The sequence below is a fragment of the Aeromicrobium sp. Leaf291 genome (assembly GCF_001423365.1).
Classification (GTDB): Bacteria; Actinomycetota; Actinomycetes; order Propionibacteriales; family Nocardioidaceae; genus Aeromicrobium.
Genome location: NZ_LMNM01000002.1, coordinates 754,512 through 771,577, shown reverse-complemented (window position 1 = coordinate 771,577; position 17,066 = coordinate 754,512). Strand labels below are relative to the sequence as shown.

The following is a 17,066-nucleotide window of genomic DNA, read 5'->3' as shown; positions in this document are numbered from 1 at the left end:
TGACCGGACGGCACCGGGCTCGTAGGGTCGAGCCATGGCGCGCTACCTCGAGATCCACCCGGAGAACCCCCAGCCCCGCGCGGTCGAGCAGGCCACCGCGATCCTGCGCGACGGCGGTCTGATCGCCTATCCGACGGACTCCGGCTACGCCCTCGGCGCCGCGCCCGGGAACCAGGAGGCCCTGGACCGGATCCGCAGCATCCGTCGGCTCGACGACAAGCACCACTTCACGCTCGTGTGCAAGGACTTCGCCCAGCTCGGCCAGCTGGTGCACGTCGACAACGCGATCTTCCGTGCCGTCAAGAGCGCGACGCCCGGCCCGTACACGTTCATCCTGCCGGCCACCCGCGAGGTTCCCCGGCGGATGCTGCACCCGAAGAAGAAGACGGTGGGCGTGCGGATCCCCGACCACGTGGTCGTGCGCGCGCTCCTGGAGTCGCTGGGGGAGCCGATCCTGTCGAGCACGTTGATCCTGCCCGACCACGACGAGCCCATGACCGAGGGGTGGCTGGTGAAGGAGGAGCTGGACCACCTCGTCGACGCGGTGGTGGAGTCCGGCGACGTGGTCGCCGAGCCCACCACGGTGGTCGACTTCGTGGACGGCGTCCCCGAGATCGTCCGCGAGGGCGCCGGCGACCCCGACCGCTTCCGATGAGCGGACCGGCCACCTTCGTCCTCGTCCCCGGCGCGGGAGGGGCACCGTGGAGCTGGAGCCGGCTCACCCCGTTGCTCGAGGCCGCCGGCCACCGGTGCGTGGTCGTCGACCTCCCCGGTCCGGACCCGACGGTCGACCTCGACGGCTACGTGGCGCTGGTCGTCGACGCCATCCACTCGGCGCGGGAGACGCCTGGACCCGTGGTGCTCGTCGGTCAGTCCTTCGGCGGGTTCAGCACGTCGGCGGCCGCCGCGCGGGAGCCGGTCGACCTGCTGGTGCTGCTGAACGCGATGATCCCGTCCCCGGGCGAGTCCGGCGGCGCGTGGTGGTCGGCCGTGGGCCTCTCGGGCGCCCGGCGCGAGGCCGAGGCGGCGGCCGGTCGCGATCCTCAGGCTCCTTTCGACCCGCTCGCGGTCTTCTTCCACGACGCCGCCGACGACGTGCTGACCGAGGTCGCTGACCAGGACCGCGACGAGTCCGACGCCTCCTTCGGGTCCGTCTGGCCGGCCGACGCCTGGCCCGACGTCCCCACGGTCGTGCTCGTCGCCGACGACGACCGGCTCTTCCCGCCCGACTTCCAACGACGCGTTGCACAGGAGCGGCTCGGCCTGGGGGTGACCGAGGTGCCGGGCGGTCACCTCAACGCCCTGACCCGACCGAGCGAGCTCGCCGAGGAGCTGGTGAGGATCGCCCGCTCAGCGGGTCGCTGAGGTGCGTCGACCGACGATTGCGACGAGCGCGGAGGCCGCGGTGAGACCGGCGAGCAGCAGCATCGTCTGCGTGCCGTCCAGCCACGACAGCAGCAGGGTCGCGAGGTACGGCGCCGCGAAGCCGACGTACGTGAGGCTGTAGAACACCGCGTTCACGGTGGCCAGGTCCCGCGCCGGGGTGATCGTCTCGACCGTCTGGAGTCCAGCCACCAGGACGAAGCCGTAGGCCGTGCCCAGCAGCATGCAGGCCGGGAGGACCAGCCAGGACGCGCCGGTGGTGGCGGCGAGCGCCCCCACGCCGAACCCGGCCACGCCCGCTCCCATGCCCACCGCGAGCGTGACGCCGGTGGCGAGCCTGCGGCCGTACGGCTGCAGCGCGACCCCGGTGCCGAGGGTCAGGAAGACGAGCGCCCCGACCAGCGCGTACGCGGGTCCGGGGACGTCGACGACGGCCGGCAGCGTCGCGAAGGCGAGGGTCGCGGTGCCGAACACCCACGGGGCCGTCGGCACGACCTGCGTCAGGAACCGTCGTGAGCCGAGCACCTGGCGCAGGGTCGCGGCGTCGGGATCGCTGGTGGCGACGTCGTCCGGATCGGGCTCCGGTGCCGGACGCAGGAGCACCGCGACCACGACGGTGAGCACCAGGTGAGGCACGTACGGAAGCACCGTGGGTGCCGGTGCCCACTGGGCCAGGACGCCGGTGACGAGCGGCCCGGTGCCGAAGCCGGCCGACAGCGCGATCGCCGCCCGCCGCGCGCCGGTGCCGGGCGCGGCGTCGGACAGCTCCTTGACCCATGCGGTGCCGGGTGCGAACGCCGCGCCGCTCGCGACGCCGGCCAGGAGGCGACCGACGAGCAGCAGGGTGAGCGAGTGACCGTCCACCATCAGCACGACGGTGGCGACGAAGGACAGCACGAGCACCGGGCGCAGGACGCGGCCGCGTCCGATCCGGTCCGAGACCGGGGCCACGAGCAGCAGGGCGGGGACCAGCCCCACCGCGTAGGCGCCGAACAGCGCGGTGACCTGCCCGGCGGTGGCTCCGTCGACGTCGCGGTACACGGGCAGCAGGGCGGCGAACTGGTTCGCGCCCCATCCCACGGCGAAGAGCGCGAGCGCGGCTCGGAACCAGGACGGCACGGCGCCACGCTACGCGCGGCGTCGGCGAGATCCCTCAGCGGGCGCGGTGGTCGACGCGCGACATGCGGGCCCCGTGCCGCTCGACCCGGACGTGCGGGCTCAGCTGCATGAGGCGCAGCGCCAGGAAGCGGTGGGGCCGGAACGGCTCCAGCACCTCCGCCACCTCGTGGTCGTGCTCGAGCCGGTGACCGAGCAGGGCCGTCCCGACGGTGCTGGCCAGGTGGTAGTCGCCGAACGGCACCGCGTCGGTGTCGCCGAAGGCCCGCGAGCCGACCTCGGCCGCGGTCCACACGCCGACTCCTGGCAGCGACCGCAGGGCGGCCGAGGCGTCGGTGGGCTCGCGGTCGGCGAGTCGCTCGAGGGACTCGCCCAGACGCGTGACGGCCTGCACCGTCCGGTACCGCTTGGGGTCGACCCCGGCGCGGTGCCACTCCCACGAGGGCAGCGCCGCCCATGCCTCGGCCGTCAGCGGCAGCCGCATGCCCGACGGCGCCGGACCTGGCGGGACCTCCCCGTGCCGTGTGAGCAGCTGGCGCCACGAGAGGAAGGCGTCGGCACCCAGGACCTTCTGCTCGATGATCGCCGGGACGAGCGCCTCGACCACCCGGCGGGTGCGGGGCACCCGGAGCCCGGGGTGTCGTCGATGGGCGTCGGCGACCACGGGGTGGGCCAGGGGAGGGCGGTGCGGCTGGTCCCCGCCGAGGCACGCGGGCAGCTCGTCGAGCACCTCTGCCGCGCCCGGGCCCCAGGCCGCGGCCTCCACGACGTGAGCGTCCAGCTGGCGCAGGTGGAGCGTGGCCGGGCCCGACGGCGGGCGCGTGGCGCGCCAGATCTCGGCACCCCGGCCGCGGAAGGCCGGGTCGGCGGGACCGCGGCGCAGGGTCGACAGCGTGCGCCAGACGTCGATGGGAGCGGTGCTGCGCCAGGTGCGGCCCAGACCGTCGTCAGTCACGCGCACCGCCGCGTCGGGGGCGTAGGCGATCACGCCACGACACCCGCCGGGGCGGGGGAGGGGAGGGACGGGCCGCAGCACGCCGGCGCAGGCGCTCGCGCCAGGCCCGCACCTCGTCGTCGACGTCGCGGGTCGGGGTGATGACCGGCGGACCACCCTGGAGCTGGCGTCGTGCCTCGACGACGCGACGGTTGAAGTCCGCGAGCATCTCGCGGACGCGTTCCTCCGAGCCGGTGGAGTCGAGGAGGTCGTCGAGCTCGGCGTCCTCCTTGCGCAGCGCCAGGGCGGGCGGCAGGACGCCGGAGACGTTCTCGCGCTCGATCAGCTGCTTGAGCCACCAGTCGGGATCGTGGCGGAAGACCCGGGGCGGCAACGGCTTGCCGGACAGCGGCAGGTCGTCGAAGTCGCCGCGGGCGATCGCGGCGCGGATCTGGCCGTCGACGTAGAGAGCCTGGTCCTCGGGGCGCCGCCCGCGTGCGGGTGCCGCGCCCTCGTCGCCCTCGTCAGCGGCATCCGGGTCGGGAGCGCGCGACGTGTCGGGCGCCGGGTCGTCACCGAGGCGGTAGTGCGCCGCTCGGCGTCGCGGGTCGTCGGACATCGTTCCTCCTGCCACCACTCTAGGCAGGAGGAACGACACCGGCCGCTCGGCCGATCCTCAGTCGACGTCGTCGTCGACCCAGTCGAGGGTCTTGGTGACGGCCTTCTTCCAGCTGCGGTAGTACTTCTCGCGCTCGTCCTCGGGCATCTGCGGCGTCCACCGCTTGTCCTCGCCCCAGTTGGTGCGGATGTCGTCCTCGTTCTCCCAGTAGCCGACGGCCAGACCGGCGGCGTACGCAGCGCCGAGCGCGGTGGTCTCGGCGACCTTCGGGCGGACGACGTCGACGCCGAGGATGTCGGCCTGGAACTGCATGAGGGTCTCGTTGACGACCATGCCGCCGTCGACGCGCAGCTCGGTGAGCGGGACGCCGGAGTCGGCATTCATGGCGTCCAGCACCTCGCGCGTCTGGTACGCCGTGGACTCCAGCACCGCCCGGGCGATGTGGCCCCGGTTCACGTAGCGCGTCAGGCCCACCAGGGCGCCGCGTGCGTCGGGGCGCCAGTGCGGGGCGAACAGGCCCGAGAACGCCGGCACGAAGTACGCCCCGCCGTTGTCGTCGACCTGCTTCGCGAGGTCCTCGATCTCGGGGGCGCTGCCGATGAGGCCGAGGTTGTCGCGGACCCACTGCACGAGGGACCCGGTGACCGCGATGGAGCCCTCGAGCGCGTACACCGTGGGCTCGTCGCCGATCTTGTAGCAGACGGTGGTGAGCAGCCCGTTCTCCGACGGGACGGCCTCGGTGCCGGTGTTGAGCAGCATGAAGTTGCCGGTGCCGTAGGTGTTCTTGGCCTCGCCCTTCTCCAGGCAGGCCTGCCCGAAGGTCGCGGCCTGCTGGTCGCCGAGGATGCCGGCCACCGGGGTGCCGTTGAGGATGCCGGGCTTGCACTCGCCGTACACCTCCGAGCTCGACCTGATCTCCGGCAGCATCGACAGCGGGATGTTCATGTCGGCGGCGATGCTCTCGTCCCACTCCAGGGTCTCGAGGTCCATCAGCAGGGTGCGGCTCGCGTTGGTGACGTCGGTGACGTGGACGCCGTCGTTGTCCGCACCGCCCGTGAGATTCCACAGCACCCAGGTGTCCATGTTGCCGAACAGCAGCTCGCCGGCCTCGGCGCGCTCCTGGGCACCCTCGACGTGGTCGAGGATCCATCGCACCTTGGGCCCGGAGAAGTAGGTGGCCAGGGGCAGCCCGACCGTCTCCTTGTAGCGGTCGAGCCCGCCGTCGGCGGCCAGGCCGTCGACGATCTTCTGGGTGCGGGTGTCCTGCCAGACGATCGCGTTGTAGATCGGCTGTCCGTTGGACTTGTCCCACACGAGGGCGGTCTCGCGCTGGTTGGTGATGCCGACCGCGGCGATGTTCTTGCTGTTGAAGTTCGCCTTGGCCAGGGCGCCGCCGATGACGTCGCGCGTGTTGGTCCAGATCTCGAGCGCGTCGTGCTCGACCCACCCGGCTCGCGGGAAGATCTGCTCGTGCTCGACCTGGTCGACGGCCACCACCGATCCTGCGTGGTCGAAGATCATCGCGCGGGTCGAGGTGGTGCCCTGGTCGATGGCGAGGACGTACGTGTTGTCGGCCATGCTCGAATCTCGATTCTGTGTGGGGTCGGGGTGCGGGTCAGACGTAGTTCGCGGCGGCGGCCAGGAGGCCTCCGAGGATGCCACCGATGGCGGGTCCGACGACAGGGATCCAGGAGTAGGACCAGTTGCTGTCGCGCTTGTCCTTGATCGGCAGGACGAAGTGGGCGATGCGCGGGCCCAGGTCGCGCGCCGGGTTGATGGCGTAGCCCGTGGGACCGCCGAGGCTGGCGCCGATGCTGACGACGAGCAGCGCGACGGCCAGGGGGCCGAGCTCGGTGGGTGTCTTGCCGAACGCGATGATCACGAACACGAGGACGAAGGTGCCGATGATCTCGGTGATGAGGTTGGAGGACGTGCGCGCGATCTGCGGTGCGGTGCAGAAGACGCCGAGCTTGTCGTCCGGATCGCTCTCCGGGGCGTCGAACTGGTCGCGGTAGGCCAGCCAGCACAGCGTGGCGCCGAGGAAGGCGCCGAGCAGCTGGGCGGCGAGGTACACCAGCACCTTGACGGCGGTGTTGCCGCCGAGGTCGTCGCCGGACGCGACGAGACCCAGTGTCACGGCGGGGTTGATGTGCGCGCCGGACTTGTAGGCGACGTAGACGCCGGCGAACACCGCCAGGCCCCAGCCGAAGCTGACCATCAGGAAGCCGCCGGCGTTGCCGTTCGTCTTGGCCAGCGCGACGTTCGCGACGACGCCGCAGCCGAGCAGCAGGAGCGTGGCGGTGCCCATGACCTCGGGCAGGAAGATGTCTGTGAGCACGTGGTCCCCCCGGCCGACCCGACAGACTCGTAGCCCGCTCGGTGCGGACGTCCCCCGAGACGCCTCGGTCGGTGTGGGTCGAGCCTATCGTGACCCCCGTCACATCGCGGTGTGGGTGCGGCGTCGCCGGGACCGGGAGGATGTTCCAGGTCAGGGAGTCGAGCCGTCGGGTCGTGACCTCCGGGGTTGCGCGCTCGTTGGGGGTGATGACATCGATCGGGGGTCGCGAGGAGGTCGTCGTGCCCGTCCTGACCTTCGACATGCCTGCGGACTCCGGGGCGAGCCTGTGCGTGTCGACGCGACTGCTCGTGCGGGCCCCCGAGGTCGAGCTGTGCTGGCTCGAGGGTGACGAGGGCGTCCTGGTGCTGCGCCTGGAGTGCGACGAGAGCGACGTCGCGGTCCTTCGGCACCACGTGCTGACGGCTCACCCAGCAGTCGTGGACGCGGCGTCGCCGGGGGAGGGTCCTCCGGCACGTCCCGAGGCGCGGCGCGGCGTCGGTCGGCATCGGCGCTGACGTCGGCTGTAGACGCCTCGTCAGGCGGCGACGTACTCGAAGGCCCCCGTGGCTGGGTAGTGCTCGGCGAGCACGACGACGGGTTCGGTCCTCCTCGTCCAGGCGCGGGTGAAGGCGGTGCGTCCGGGCACGGCGCGTGTGGGCAGGTGCCATCGGGTGGTGCCGTCCTCGTCGTGGTCGACGGGGAGTGCTCCGCGGGTCTTGAGTCCGTGGTGGGGGCGACATCGTGGGTGGAGGTTGCCTGCGGTGGTGGGTCCGCGGTCTGGGTGGTCGGGGTCGAAGGGTTGCTGGTGGTCGAGGTCGCACGCTTCTGCTGGTTTGTCGCAGGTGGGGATGTCGCAGACGCCGTCGACGAGCTCGAGGGCGCGGCGGAGTGGGGCGGTGGGGAAGCGGCCGAGCTCGGTGACGTCGAGGATGCCGCCGGCCTCGTCGGTCAGGAGGCGACTGAACAGCGTGCCGGGCTGCGTGGCGAGCTCGCGGACCAGTGTGGGGTCGATGGCGTGCTGGCCGTCGCCGGTGACGGCGGGTTCGTCGTCCAGGCCCAGCAGGGTGGCCAGGGAGACGGTGATCCCGACGTGGAACCGGCCCCGGCCGGGGGCGTCCGCGGTGCGACCCAGGAGCCGGTCGGTCAGGACGTCGGCGCGGGCCTGGGACAACCGTCGGTCGTCGTCGGGGTCGTCGGCACGTTGCGCTTTGGCGGCCAGGGACAGCTTGCGCTCGATCAGCAGGGCGTCGTGGGTCGGGATGAACGCCTGGAGCAGGCTCATCCCGTCGTCCATCGCCGTGATGGTCACGTGGCGCTGGGCGGTCGCCTCGCGGCGGCGCCGTGCAACGTTCTCGGCCTCGACCCGTGCCACGAACCGGCGCAGCCAGCCCTTGAGCTGGGACAGCGTGTGGGTCGTGGCGTAGGGGACCACGGACTCGTCGAGCAGCTCCACCGACGCGACCTCGTGCAGGCGCCACCGGGCCGAGGCGATCGCGCGGGCCTTCGCCCGATCGAGCTCACCGTCGCTGTGGGCGGCCCACACCGTCGGCAGGTCCGCCGTGAGGGTCCTGGTCGTCGCGACCAGGTGCGCGACGAATCCCGACGCGACCTCGAGCTCGACCGCGACCTCCAGGATCGCGACCTGGCGGGCGTCCTCGGCCGAAGCAGCGCTCCGCCCGGCCGCGACCGCGTCGGACCGACGACCCTCCACGAACGCCAGCACCGTCGCAGCCTGCGCAGCCTCGGCCCGCCACAGCACCCGCGACGCATCCGTCGCGAGGCCGAGGAGAGAGTCCGTCGAGGTCATGTAACGAACATAGATTCGACGTCCGACACCGAGTTTCGCCGCGTTCGCCTCGGTGCCAAAAGCATCGGGGGGAGTGAAGCTACCCGTCCGCGCTTCTCAGGCTCACGTCGAGGCGGGTCATGAGTCGGGCGACCGGAGTGCGACCCGTCGGCGCCGGGGGATAGCGGCGCAGGATCGCCACGAGCGCGGGGGAGACGAGGCGTCGGGTGTCGTCGCCGCGGGAGTCGACTCAGGCGTCCTCGGCCGAGGTCGAGGCGCGCTGCTCCACGGCGATGAAGACCTTCACGCTGTCGTACGTCGCCACGTCCGTCGGTGCGAGACGCACGTCGGCCTCGCTGCGAGCCGCTAGACGTGTCGGCTCGCCGACAGGGGAGACCGTGAGAGCTTGTTGCGACTCCCCCTCGGCGGGGCGGTTCCAGGTGATCCCCACGAGGCGGACCACGTAGTCGCTTCTGCCGGGATTGCTCACCCTGGCCGTGCGAGCCTCGTACGGACGGTCGACCGGCTCTCCCTGGGCATCCAGGAAGTCGACCTCGGGATAGGCCGTCCCGGCGTCCTCGGCGGTGCGCATCCCTTCGACCGTGACCTCGACGTCCTCCACGTCGCCGGACCCGGGGCCCTCGAAACGCAGGATGTCGAGCACCTCGTAGTTCGCCGGCGCGACGACCAGACCTCGATCGCTTCCGAACACCGTGGTCACCGAGACATCGGTCATCGGCTCCGAGTCCGAGTCAAGTGCCACGAAGGACAGGGTCGGAGCTGCGGAGAGGGTCCTGGACGTGTTGGTGATCGTGAGCGTCTGGTCGATCGTTCCCTCGTCGGAGACGCCGGAGTAGGCGAACCGCAGGTCGACCGCATCGTCTGCGGGCTGGTTGGTGGAGCTCTCACTCGGGTCGTTCGACCCGGTGCAGCCGGCGAGGGCGAGCGACAGCAACGCGACGGTGATCGTTGTCCTGAACATCGTGCGACTCTAGAGGCCGGATCGTCCCTCGGCTCGCCTGGACGGAGCGAGCACGGCTTCGCTGGGTGGTTCGGGTGCGCCCGGGAGTGGAGGAGCGCACTTGACAGTTGACAGATGGGTTGTCACTTTTGCCAGGGTTCTGTCGTCCGAGTTCCCCGCAGTGACGTCTAGACCCCGACTCCGCGATTGTCAGATTGGTTGTCACGGATCGCTGGACCAGCGGGTCTGGGTCAAGTTTGTCACTTAATTTGTCGCGTCTGGGCGCGTCCAGACGGAGGGTTGGGTTACGACCACCATTGAGGCGCTGATCCAACCGTGAATCGCCTAGCGAGGTGCCACTCGTCATGCTGGTCGGGAATGTCGCGTTCGCTGAACTCGCGAGGCGGTTCGACGGACAGGCGGCTGTCTAGCCGAGATGCTCGGGCACTGGCGTCGATAGGAAGCTGAAGATTGAGATCGATCTTCCGTGCTCGAAGGAGAGGGTCCCCCTCACCGGGGTCAAGTACGTGTTCCCCGCGAAGACGGAGTTCTCCCGGACCGCTGACTGCGACACTGCTCCGTCCGAGTATCCGTACGCCACCGTCCGGTACCCGCCGCATCTGTCCGCTGGCCGAAGATCCCTCAAAGCGGTAGGACCCCTGCAGATTGAATGGACCCAGATCGACCGGACCGCCCGCTTTCGTGCGAACAGCAAGTATCTGGCGGTGTTGCGGCATGTGGGCGGGTGCCCTTGCCGAAAGGTGCATATCCAGCGCAGTGCGAGCCCGGAGTCTGCCGAGCTCGTACCCGTTCGGATCTCCAAAGCCCCCGTAGCGCCCCACATAGCTCTCGATCTCGACAGTCGCGCCAATGAGTTCCAGTGCGGGCACGGATGCCTCGCCGACGAGAGACCTGATCATCTCGTGGCGAAAGGCTGTGCGAATTGAAGTACTCGAACGCCACGGGACCTCTCGATGAACCTGCCCCGGCTTGGCGACATTCACAACATAGGGAGCGCGTTCGGTAGTGAACTGGAGAGCCATCACGTCGGCGTTGCCAGACACCAGTACCCGCAACCACGTCGGCTCGGGAGATGGACCGTCAAAGTGCTTTCGAACCGCATTCCACCAGTTCGCCGGTTCGACGCCCGAGGTACTTCCGATGCGCCGACGACGCTCGTCGAGGCCGATGACCCAGAGAATCGATTCACCGCCAGCAGCGTTCGCGTGGCCGGCGATACGGCGAGCAACATCATGATTAGCGGATGGCCATAGGGCCTTGAGTTCGATGCGGTCGTCTTCGACTTGTCGGCCCGCGATTACGGCTTCAACGATGGCACCGACGCGAGCCTCCAACATCTGCAACTCAATAACGGTCAGGTCTAGCAGATGAAGGACCCGGTGACTGGTGCCGCGTTTGGCGGCATAGTTCGCGTCCTGAGCCCTCGCGATGGCTCCTGGGCGTCGCTGCGCGCTAGTCCCAGCAGGGGGCACCGCTTACTCGATGCCCTTGACGCCGATGAAACGATCGATCGCATGGCCGTTTGCGACGCGCCCTGCCCCAGAGCGTGACGCGAGCGCGGTCTTCCGACATGCGCGGAGAGGAGAGCGGGCCGTACGCGCGGCGGTTCGCGTTGTGCGGAGCGCTGGCGCGGGCCGCTGCGACCGGAACAGAATCAAAGCTATGTCGCTTCGTTGACAAAAACTGTAAGTTGTCACACCATGGCAAGGGTGTGCTGATGTGCAGACAACTGGGCATCGCACTGTCAAACCCAATCTCGTGTTGGTGCGACCTGTCCTCTCGGAAGCTAGACGTCCGGGGGCGAGTGGCAGCAGCGACCTGGACCGCGGCGAAAGGACACCTGATGCCGAGCCTCCCGTCGGTGAGCGGCGTTCGCGTTGCTCCTGTCCGTCGACGAGGCTTGCGCGACGATGACCTGGCCTCGGTCACGTACTCATCCGTCACGGCCGTCGGGCCCATGAGCAGTGCGGAACACAGATGAGTCAGTCGCCGGCAGCCTTTCTCGACGCGACGGAGTTCCTCGATATTGAGCACGCAGCTGTCCGCGAGTTCACTGCAGCTTCGATCGAGGGCGCGAGAACCGACCGTGAGAAGTCGGTTCGCCTCTTCACCGCAGTCCGCGATCAGATTTGGTACGACCCCTACTCGGCGTCGGAAGACCCTGCTCACTACCGAGCGAGCTTCGTCCTAGAAGCAGGGCGTGCCTATTGCGTTCCGAAGGCGGTGCTGCTGACCGCGGTGTGCCGGGCCGCCGGGATCCCGGCTCGGCTTGGCTTCGCCGACGTCCGTAATCATCTGCAGACTGACTCGCTGCGCAGCCTCATGAGCGGGTCGGACTTGTTCGTCTATCACGGTTACAGTTCACTGTTCATCGACGGCAGGTGGGTCAAGGCGACGCCGGCGTTCAACACCGAGCTGTGCGCCCGATTCGGAGTTCCCCCGGTCGAGTTCGACGGCGAGCACGACGCGCTGATGCACGCCTTCACTGCCGATGGAACCCAGCACATGGAGTACGTCCAGGATCGCGGCGTCTTCGACGACCTGCCGCTGACCGACATCCTGACGGAGCTTCGTCGTTCCTACGGGTCGCTGATGGTCGCCTCCGCGGAGCGCGTGACGGATGAGTTCACCGATCCTCCAGCCACGAGCGCGTCGTCCGATGACAGTTCACGTCCTCTTGACTCGCCGGCAGATCGCCGATGAGCACGACCGCTGCCGGGTTGCTCGGCCACGACCGCCGCCGGGTCACTCGGCGCAAGGACCCCGCCACCCCATCCGTCATGCCCAGTCCGCGGCTCAGCTGAATGTGAGGCCCGCGGCACCTCTTCGCCGCGAAGCCTGAGCCGCCTCCTTCTGCCCCTGACCTACCGAGATCTGCCAAAGGACGTCACATGTCAGACACCGCGCTCATCCAGGACTACCCCCACCAGATGGGCGGCCACTGTGGCTCTGGTGCTCTGCGCGACCTGCTGCACTGGAACGGGCTGGGATGGGAGGGCCCGCCACGCGAGGGCCTGGTCTTTGCGCTCGGCGGTGCTCTGGGTTTGTCGTACGTGCGATCGAGTGGCCTGATGCCTCCGGTCTACCTGGTGGGTCGGGGCTCAGACTTCGAGGTCGATCTCCCCGTGCGCCTGGGAGGGAAGGTCAAGGTCCTGACGACGGACGATCCCGAGGAGGGATGGACGTGGGTCCGCGACGAGGTCGACGCCGGCCGTCCCAGTCTTGTCTGGGGTGACATCGCCGAGCTCCCGTACCTGCGGGTCAAGCTCCAGATGAGCCGTCACGACATCGTGGTGATCGGCTACGACGAACGCCAGCGCGTGGCGTATGTGGTGGACAACGACCGGGCCGACGTTCAAGAAGTCCCACTCGAGGCCCTGGCGCGTGCGCGGTCGTCGAAGTCCTTCCCTGAGCCGACGCGCCACTGCACGTACCGGATCACTTGGCCTGAAGTGCTGCCCGAGCTTTCGGAGGTCGCGGCCGAAGCGTTCCAGCAGTCCGCATCGCGGATGAGCCACCCGTCGGGTCCGGGGATCATCGATCTCGCGGCGGCAGGCCACGGCGCCGAAGGCCTCGCCGGGGTGGCGCTGCTGGCCTCCGATGTGCAGACCTGGGTCGACCTTCCGGCCGACGAGCTCGAGGTGCTGCTGTTCAGCCTGAGCGCGTTCGTCGAGAAGGCCGGGACCGGGGGCGGACTGTTCCGCCGCTTGCTCGCCGACGGTTGTGAGGACGTCGCCCGATTGACCGGAGACGCTGCAACCGCTGACCTTGCCGAAGCGGCCAGCCGGTGCGCGCAGGCGTGGACGCAGACTGCGCGCGCCGCAGTGCAGCGCGACGTCGACACCCGAGCTCGCGCCGAGGCGGTCGCCGAGGCAGCCAGCGCCTTGCCCGACCTCGAGGCGAAGGTGGTCGAGTCACTGGAAGCGGCCGCCGAATCCTTGGCGGCTGCGGATCGTTGAGTGTTGAGGTGACAGGCGAGATGGACGTGCGGCGCCCTGGTGGCAGTGACCCGACCCTGAGTAGCGACGCTGAGATCCGAAGAGCGGACGCGGAGCTCTTCGCGCAGTGGACATCCCATCTCGCAGCTCAGGAGGCCGTGGCTATCGGCCAGACGCTGCCTCCTCATTCGCAGGAATGCGTCGGGTGCGGACCAGCCAATCCTGCAGGTCTCGGCCTGCAGGTGGTGCGCACGGCGGACGGGGTTGAGGCGGTCCACAGCTTTTCTGACGCTCACGTCGGTGCACCTGGCATCGCCCACGGAGGCGCTGTCGCGCTCGCTTTCGACGACCTGTTCGGCTTCACCCTCTACACCGTCGGTGCACTTGCAGTCACCCGCAGCATCACGGTCGAGTACCAGGCGCCTTTCCGTCTCCACCACCCGTACACGTTCCGCGCGCAGTTGAGAGAGCGGAACGGTCGACGGCTTCTCCTGCACGCTGAAGCGTGGGACAACGTTGGACGTATGGCGGGTTCGGCCACGGCGACCTTCGTGGTGGTCGGTGCTGGTCACTTCGCCTCAGGCGGGCAGCGGCCTGACGGAGAAGTCGATTAACGCCGGCCGGGCTGTGGTGACTCGATCGTTCGGTCCACGGTTCCCTCCGCGGTGGGGTGCAGCGTGGTGGACCGCGTTCCTGGTCTGTAAGCCCGTGCTACTGGTGGTGCGTCGTCGGGACTGGCGCGGCCTCGACAACATCCCCCAAGAGGGAGGCGTGGTGCTCGCCGTCAATCACGTCTCGGAACTCGATCCGTTGCTCGTGGCTGAAGCGGTGCTCGCCACGGGACGGACTCCGGCTTTCCTGGCCAAGAGCAGCTTGTTCGACAGCGCGATCGTGGGTCGGTGGTTCCGAGCCGCCGGGCACGTCCAGGTAGACCGCGACCATGGTCGCGGCGGATTCGATGCCGCCCTGGAGGCGCTTCGCGCGGGCACTCTCGTCGTGGTGTACCCGGAGGGGTCGATCACCAAGAACAACGACGGCCGTCTGATGGGGCTGAAGTCGGGAGCCGTGCGACTCGCGCTCGAGTCAGGTGCACCGCTGATTCCGGTGGCGCAGCTCGGAGCTCAGCAAGTCCTCCCGGCATACAGTCGACGGCCGCGGCTTTTCAAGCGGCCCGTGGTCACGATCGACGTCGGTCAGCCTCTGGGGTTGGACAACCTTCGCAGGCGCGGATCCGGGCCGGAAGTCGTGCAAATCGGGACCCGCCGCTTGACGAACATCCTGACGACCATGATCGAGGATCTCGTGCGAGGTCGGCGCCCCGTGTGAAGCCCTTTGGCGGGCGTCTGGCCGCTGAACGTCGGGGCGCCACCTCAACCGACGGACAGGCCGAGGAGCTCCTCCCGATGCACGGGAGTTCGCTGAGTGATGGCTCGTTTGCTGAACATGAAGTCGCGCGGCCGGTTGACGCAGTCGGCGGCGATGAGCTCGCCCTCGCGCAGGTAGAAGCAGGCGAAGTCGCGGTCGCACGCCGGGTCGCCGCTCAGGATCACCTCGTCATACCCAGTGTTGAGGCCGGCGATCTGGAGCTTGAGATCGTACTGATCCGACCAGAACCATGGCAGAGCGGCGATCTCCTTGGATTTGCCGCACATCGTCGCCGCGGCCACCTTGGCCTGCTCGCCCGCGCTCGACACTGACTCCAGACGAATCCGGCGGCCGTATCGGGCAATGTCGCCGCTGGCGCAGTCGCCAGCGGCCACGATGTCCGGATCGCTCGTGCGTGCTTGCGAGTCGATCAGGATGCCGTTGTCCACGGTCAGGCCTGCTGCTGCGGCAAGCTCGACGTTCGGTTCGACACCGATTCCGACGATGACCAGGTCGGCGGGGATCGATTCGCCCGTGGACAGGACCACCTCGCGGACCTGGACGTCGCCGGCGAGTGCGTGGACGAGAGCTCCGGTCCGGATGGTGACCCCCTCTTCGCGGTGGATGCGATCGAAGAACGCCGAGACTGCGGGCGCCGTGACGCGCTCGAGGACCCGCTCGGTGGCCTCCAAGACGGTCACCTCCAGACCGAGGGTCCGAAGCGAGGCGGCCGTCTCGAGTCCGATGTAGCCGCCTCCGACGATGACTGCGCGACGGGCAGTGGTGGCGGCGTCCCGGATCAGTTCGACATCGGCGGCTGTGCGCAGGTAGAAGACTCCCGCCAGATCGGCCCCTGGCGCCGGAAGTCGCCGGGCGCGAGCGCCGAGGCACAGCGCGAGCTTGTCGAAGGTCAGGGTCTGCCCGTTGCTCAGCCCAAGCTGTCCCGCCGAACGGTCGATCGCCTCGACCGTGACGTCCATCAGCTTGATGTCCTGCTTGGCGTAGAACTCGGAGCTTCGGATCGCTAGGTCTTCGAGCGTGCTCCTGCCGGAGAGGTAGGCCTTCGACAATGGGGGTCGTTGGTAGGGCAACGCCGACTCGTTGCCGATGAGGATGATCTCTCCGTCCCACTTCTCCTGGCGCAGACTGGCCGCGAGCTGTGCTCCGGCGTGGCTCGCCCCGACGATCACCGCTCGGGGCAGTGTCATGTGCTGGTCTTCGGTGTGAGCTGGACCATCAGCTTGCTGATGCCTCGCACGAAGTTCGACTGCACATATTCCGGTTCGCCGACGACCTGGATGTTCTCGAAGCGCGGCAGCAGCTCCTCCCAGAGGATCTTCAGCTGCAGCTCGGCCAACCGGTTCCCCATGCAGCGGTGGACGCCGAAGCCGAACGAGATGTGGTTGCGCGCGTTGGCTCGGTCGATGATCAGGTCGTCGGCGCGGTCGAACAGCGCCTCGTCGCGGTTTCCGGAGGCGTACCACATGACGACCTTGTCGCCCTTGCGGATGAACTGGCCGTTGAGCACGACGTCCTTCTTGGCGATACGGCGCATGTACGCGAGCGGGGTCTGCCAGCGGATGATCTCCGAGACCATGTTGGGAATCAGGTCGGGATTCGCCTTCAGCTTCTCGAACTGGTCGGGGAATCGGTTGAGCGCCAGGACTCCTCCGCTCATCGAGTTCCGGGTGGTGTCGTTGCCGCCGACGATCAGCAGCGTGAGGTTGCCAAGGAATTCCATTGGGCGATCGATCAGGTCCTTGGTGTCCTCGTTGCTCTGCAGCATCGTGATCAGGTCGAAGCCGGGAGCTTCGCCAGCGGCAGTCCGCGCGGCCTTGTCGCGCCAGAGGGCGCTCAAACCGAGCGCCGCGTCCCGCATGCCGCGAAACACCTTGTCGTTGTCGGAGGGGCCACCGTTGGCCTGCTCCATCGAGGACGCGAGGTCTGACCATTCGACCAGCTTGTGGCGCTGCTCGTAGGGAAAGTCCAGCAGCGTGGCAAGCATCCGCGCGGTGAGCTCGACCGAGACGTTGCTGACCCAGTCGAACGGTTGGTCCACGGGCAACTCGTCAAGGACCTCCTGGACGCGTGATCGGATGAGCCCCTCCATCTCGCGAAGATTCTTCGGGGCGACGACACCTTGGACAGCTGCTCGCTGGAGGTCGTGTCGGGGAGGGTCCATCGCGATGAACATCTCGACGTCGAGAAAACGCGGCGGCGTGCCGATGATGATGAACGGCTCGGCGGAGAAGGCGTCGTGGTTCTTGTCGACAGCCACGATGTCGGCGTGGCGGGTGACGGACCAGAACGGTCCGAACGGGCTGTTCGCCTGGTAGTGAACCGGAGCCTCCTTGCGCAGCCGCTCGAAGTAGGAGAGCCAGCGTCCCTGGCGGTACATGAACGGGTTGCTGACGTCGATGTCGGTCAGCTCCACGTCCTCCACCGGGGGGATCGGCTCCTCGACGAACATCTTCTGGCCGTTCGTGCCGGTCACCCAACGGCGGGTCTTGTCGTAGAGGTGCGCACCCTGGATCTGGCGGTCGACCGGGATGGTCGACTGGACCCTGGTGGAGATGGCTTCTGAGATCTTCATGGCGTGGCTTCC

16 protein-coding genes are annotated in these 17,066 nt (G+C 68.8%); 7 read left to right on the top strand and 9 right to left on the bottom strand.

Annotated elements, in window-relative coordinates; translation table 11 throughout:
* Nucleotides 1-34: 34 nt before the first annotated feature.
* Both ASF35_RS13320 and ASF35_RS13315 read left to right on the top strand, forming a co-directional pair.
* Nucleotides 35-655 carry an L-threonylcarbamoyladenylate synthase gene (locus ASF35_RS13320; RefSeq protein ID WP_055968315.1) on the top strand — a complete coding sequence of 207 codons (621 nt, stop codon included), beginning with the start codon at nucleotides 35-37 and terminating at the stop codon, nucleotides 653-655.
* Complete coding sequence (locus ASF35_RS13315) at nucleotides 652-1,365, top strand: alpha/beta fold hydrolase (protein ID WP_055968312.1); 714 nt, start codon at nucleotides 652-654, stop codon at nucleotides 1,363-1,365. Before ASF35_RS13320 ends, ASF35_RS13315 begins: the two co-directional genes overlap by 4 nt.
* Here the strand turns inward: ASF35_RS13315 and ASF35_RS13310 are convergent.
* The 5 genes from ASF35_RS13310 to ASF35_RS13290 are packed head-to-tail and all read right to left on the bottom strand — an operon-like array spanning nucleotide 1,351 to nucleotide 6,390.
* Nucleotides 1,351-2,502 carry an MFS transporter gene (locus ASF35_RS13310; RefSeq protein WP_055968310.1) on the bottom strand — a complete coding sequence of 384 codons (1,152 nt, stop codon included), beginning with the start codon at nucleotides 2,500-2,502 and terminating at the stop codon, nucleotides 1,351-1,353. The genes ASF35_RS13315 and ASF35_RS13310 overlap by 15 nt on opposite strands.
* 34 nt (nucleotides 2,503-2,536) lie before the next feature.
* A complete protein-coding gene (locus ASF35_RS13305) occupies nucleotides 2,537-3,487 on the bottom strand; it encodes a DNA-3-methyladenine glycosylase (protein ID WP_235499156.1) in 951 nt (316 codons plus the stop codon).
* The gene (locus ASF35_RS13300; RefSeq protein ID WP_055968309.1) at nucleotides 3,447-4,052 is read right to left on the bottom strand and encodes a DUF1992 domain-containing protein; all 606 of its coding nucleotides are present in this window, start codon (nucleotides 4,050-4,052) and stop codon (nucleotides 3,447-3,449) included. The genes ASF35_RS13305 and ASF35_RS13300 overlap by 41 nt, the downstream gene beginning before the upstream one ends.
* 57 nt (nucleotides 4,053-4,109) lie before the next feature.
* Nucleotides 4,110-5,630, bottom strand: coding sequence for a glycerol kinase GlpK (gene glpK, locus ASF35_RS13295; RefSeq protein WP_055968307.1), 1,521 nt, complete (start codon nucleotides 5,628-5,630; stop codon nucleotides 4,110-4,112).
* Between the two features lie 37 nt (nucleotides 5,631-5,667).
* Nucleotides 5,668-6,390 carry an MIP/aquaporin family protein gene (locus ASF35_RS13290; RefSeq protein ID WP_255353967.1) on the bottom strand — a complete coding sequence of 241 codons (723 nt, stop codon included), beginning with the start codon at nucleotides 6,388-6,390 and terminating at the stop codon, nucleotides 5,668-5,670.
* A 239-nt stretch (nucleotides 6,391-6,629) separates the two neighbouring features.
* Here ASF35_RS13290 and ASF35_RS13285 point away from each other — a divergent pair, with 239 nt between their 5' ends.
* The gene (locus ASF35_RS13285) at nucleotides 6,630-6,905 is read left to right on the top strand and encodes a hypothetical protein (protein WP_156364793.1); all 276 of its coding nucleotides are present in this window, start codon (nucleotides 6,630-6,632) and stop codon (nucleotides 6,903-6,905) included.
* Nucleotides 6,906-6,925: 20 nt separating this feature from the next.
* On the opposite strand, the gene ASF35_RS13280 is transcribed toward ASF35_RS13285, so the two are convergent.
* The gene (locus tag ASF35_RS13280; RefSeq protein ID WP_055968303.1) at nucleotides 6,926-8,197 is read right to left on the bottom strand and encodes an HNH endonuclease signature motif containing protein; all 1,272 of its coding nucleotides are present in this window, start codon (nucleotides 8,195-8,197) and stop codon (nucleotides 6,926-6,928) included.
* Between the two features lie 229 nt (nucleotides 8,198-8,426).
* Nucleotides 8,427-9,158, bottom strand: a complete 732-nt coding sequence (locus ASF35_RS13275) for a hypothetical protein (RefSeq protein ID WP_055968301.1) — start codon at nucleotides 9,156-9,158, stop codon at nucleotides 8,427-8,429.
* A gap of 1,977 nt (nucleotides 9,159-11,135) precedes the next feature.
* Between ASF35_RS13275 and ASF35_RS13270 the strand changes: the two genes are divergently transcribed.
* From ASF35_RS13270 to ASF35_RS13255, 4 genes are all read left to right on the top strand, one after another.
* The gene (locus ASF35_RS13270) at nucleotides 11,136-11,861 is read left to right on the top strand and encodes a transglutaminase family protein (protein WP_055968299.1); all 726 of its coding nucleotides are present in this window, start codon (nucleotides 11,136-11,138) and stop codon (nucleotides 11,859-11,861) included.
* 188 nt (nucleotides 11,862-12,049) lie between these two features.
* A complete protein-coding gene (locus tag ASF35_RS13265) occupies nucleotides 12,050-13,117 on the top strand; it encodes a BtrH N-terminal domain-containing protein (protein WP_055968297.1) in 1,068 nt (355 codons plus the stop codon).
* Between the two features lie 137 nt (nucleotides 13,118-13,254).
* The gene (locus ASF35_RS13260; protein ID WP_055968624.1) at nucleotides 13,255-13,710 is read left to right on the top strand and encodes a PaaI family thioesterase; all 456 of its coding nucleotides are present in this window, start codon (nucleotides 13,255-13,257) and stop codon (nucleotides 13,708-13,710) included.
* 94 nt (nucleotides 13,711-13,804) lie between these two features.
* A complete protein-coding gene (locus ASF35_RS13255; protein ID WP_255354069.1) occupies nucleotides 13,805-14,422 on the top strand; it encodes a 1-acyl-sn-glycerol-3-phosphate acyltransferase in 618 nt (205 codons plus the stop codon).
* 44 nt (nucleotides 14,423-14,466) lie between these two features.
* Here ASF35_RS13255 and ASF35_RS13250 read toward each other — a convergent pair whose 3' ends face one another.
* Nucleotides 14,467-15,669, bottom strand: coding sequence for an NAD(P)/FAD-dependent oxidoreductase (locus tag ASF35_RS13250; RefSeq protein ID WP_055968294.1), 1,203 nt, complete (start codon nucleotides 15,667-15,669; stop codon nucleotides 14,467-14,469).
* The gene (locus ASF35_RS13245; RefSeq protein WP_055968293.1) at nucleotides 15,666-17,054 is read right to left on the bottom strand and encodes a cytochrome P450; all 1,389 of its coding nucleotides are present in this window, start codon (nucleotides 17,052-17,054) and stop codon (nucleotides 15,666-15,668) included. The genes ASF35_RS13250 and ASF35_RS13245 overlap by 4 nt, the downstream gene beginning before the upstream one ends.
* Nucleotides 17,055-17,066 lie beyond the last annotated feature (12 nt).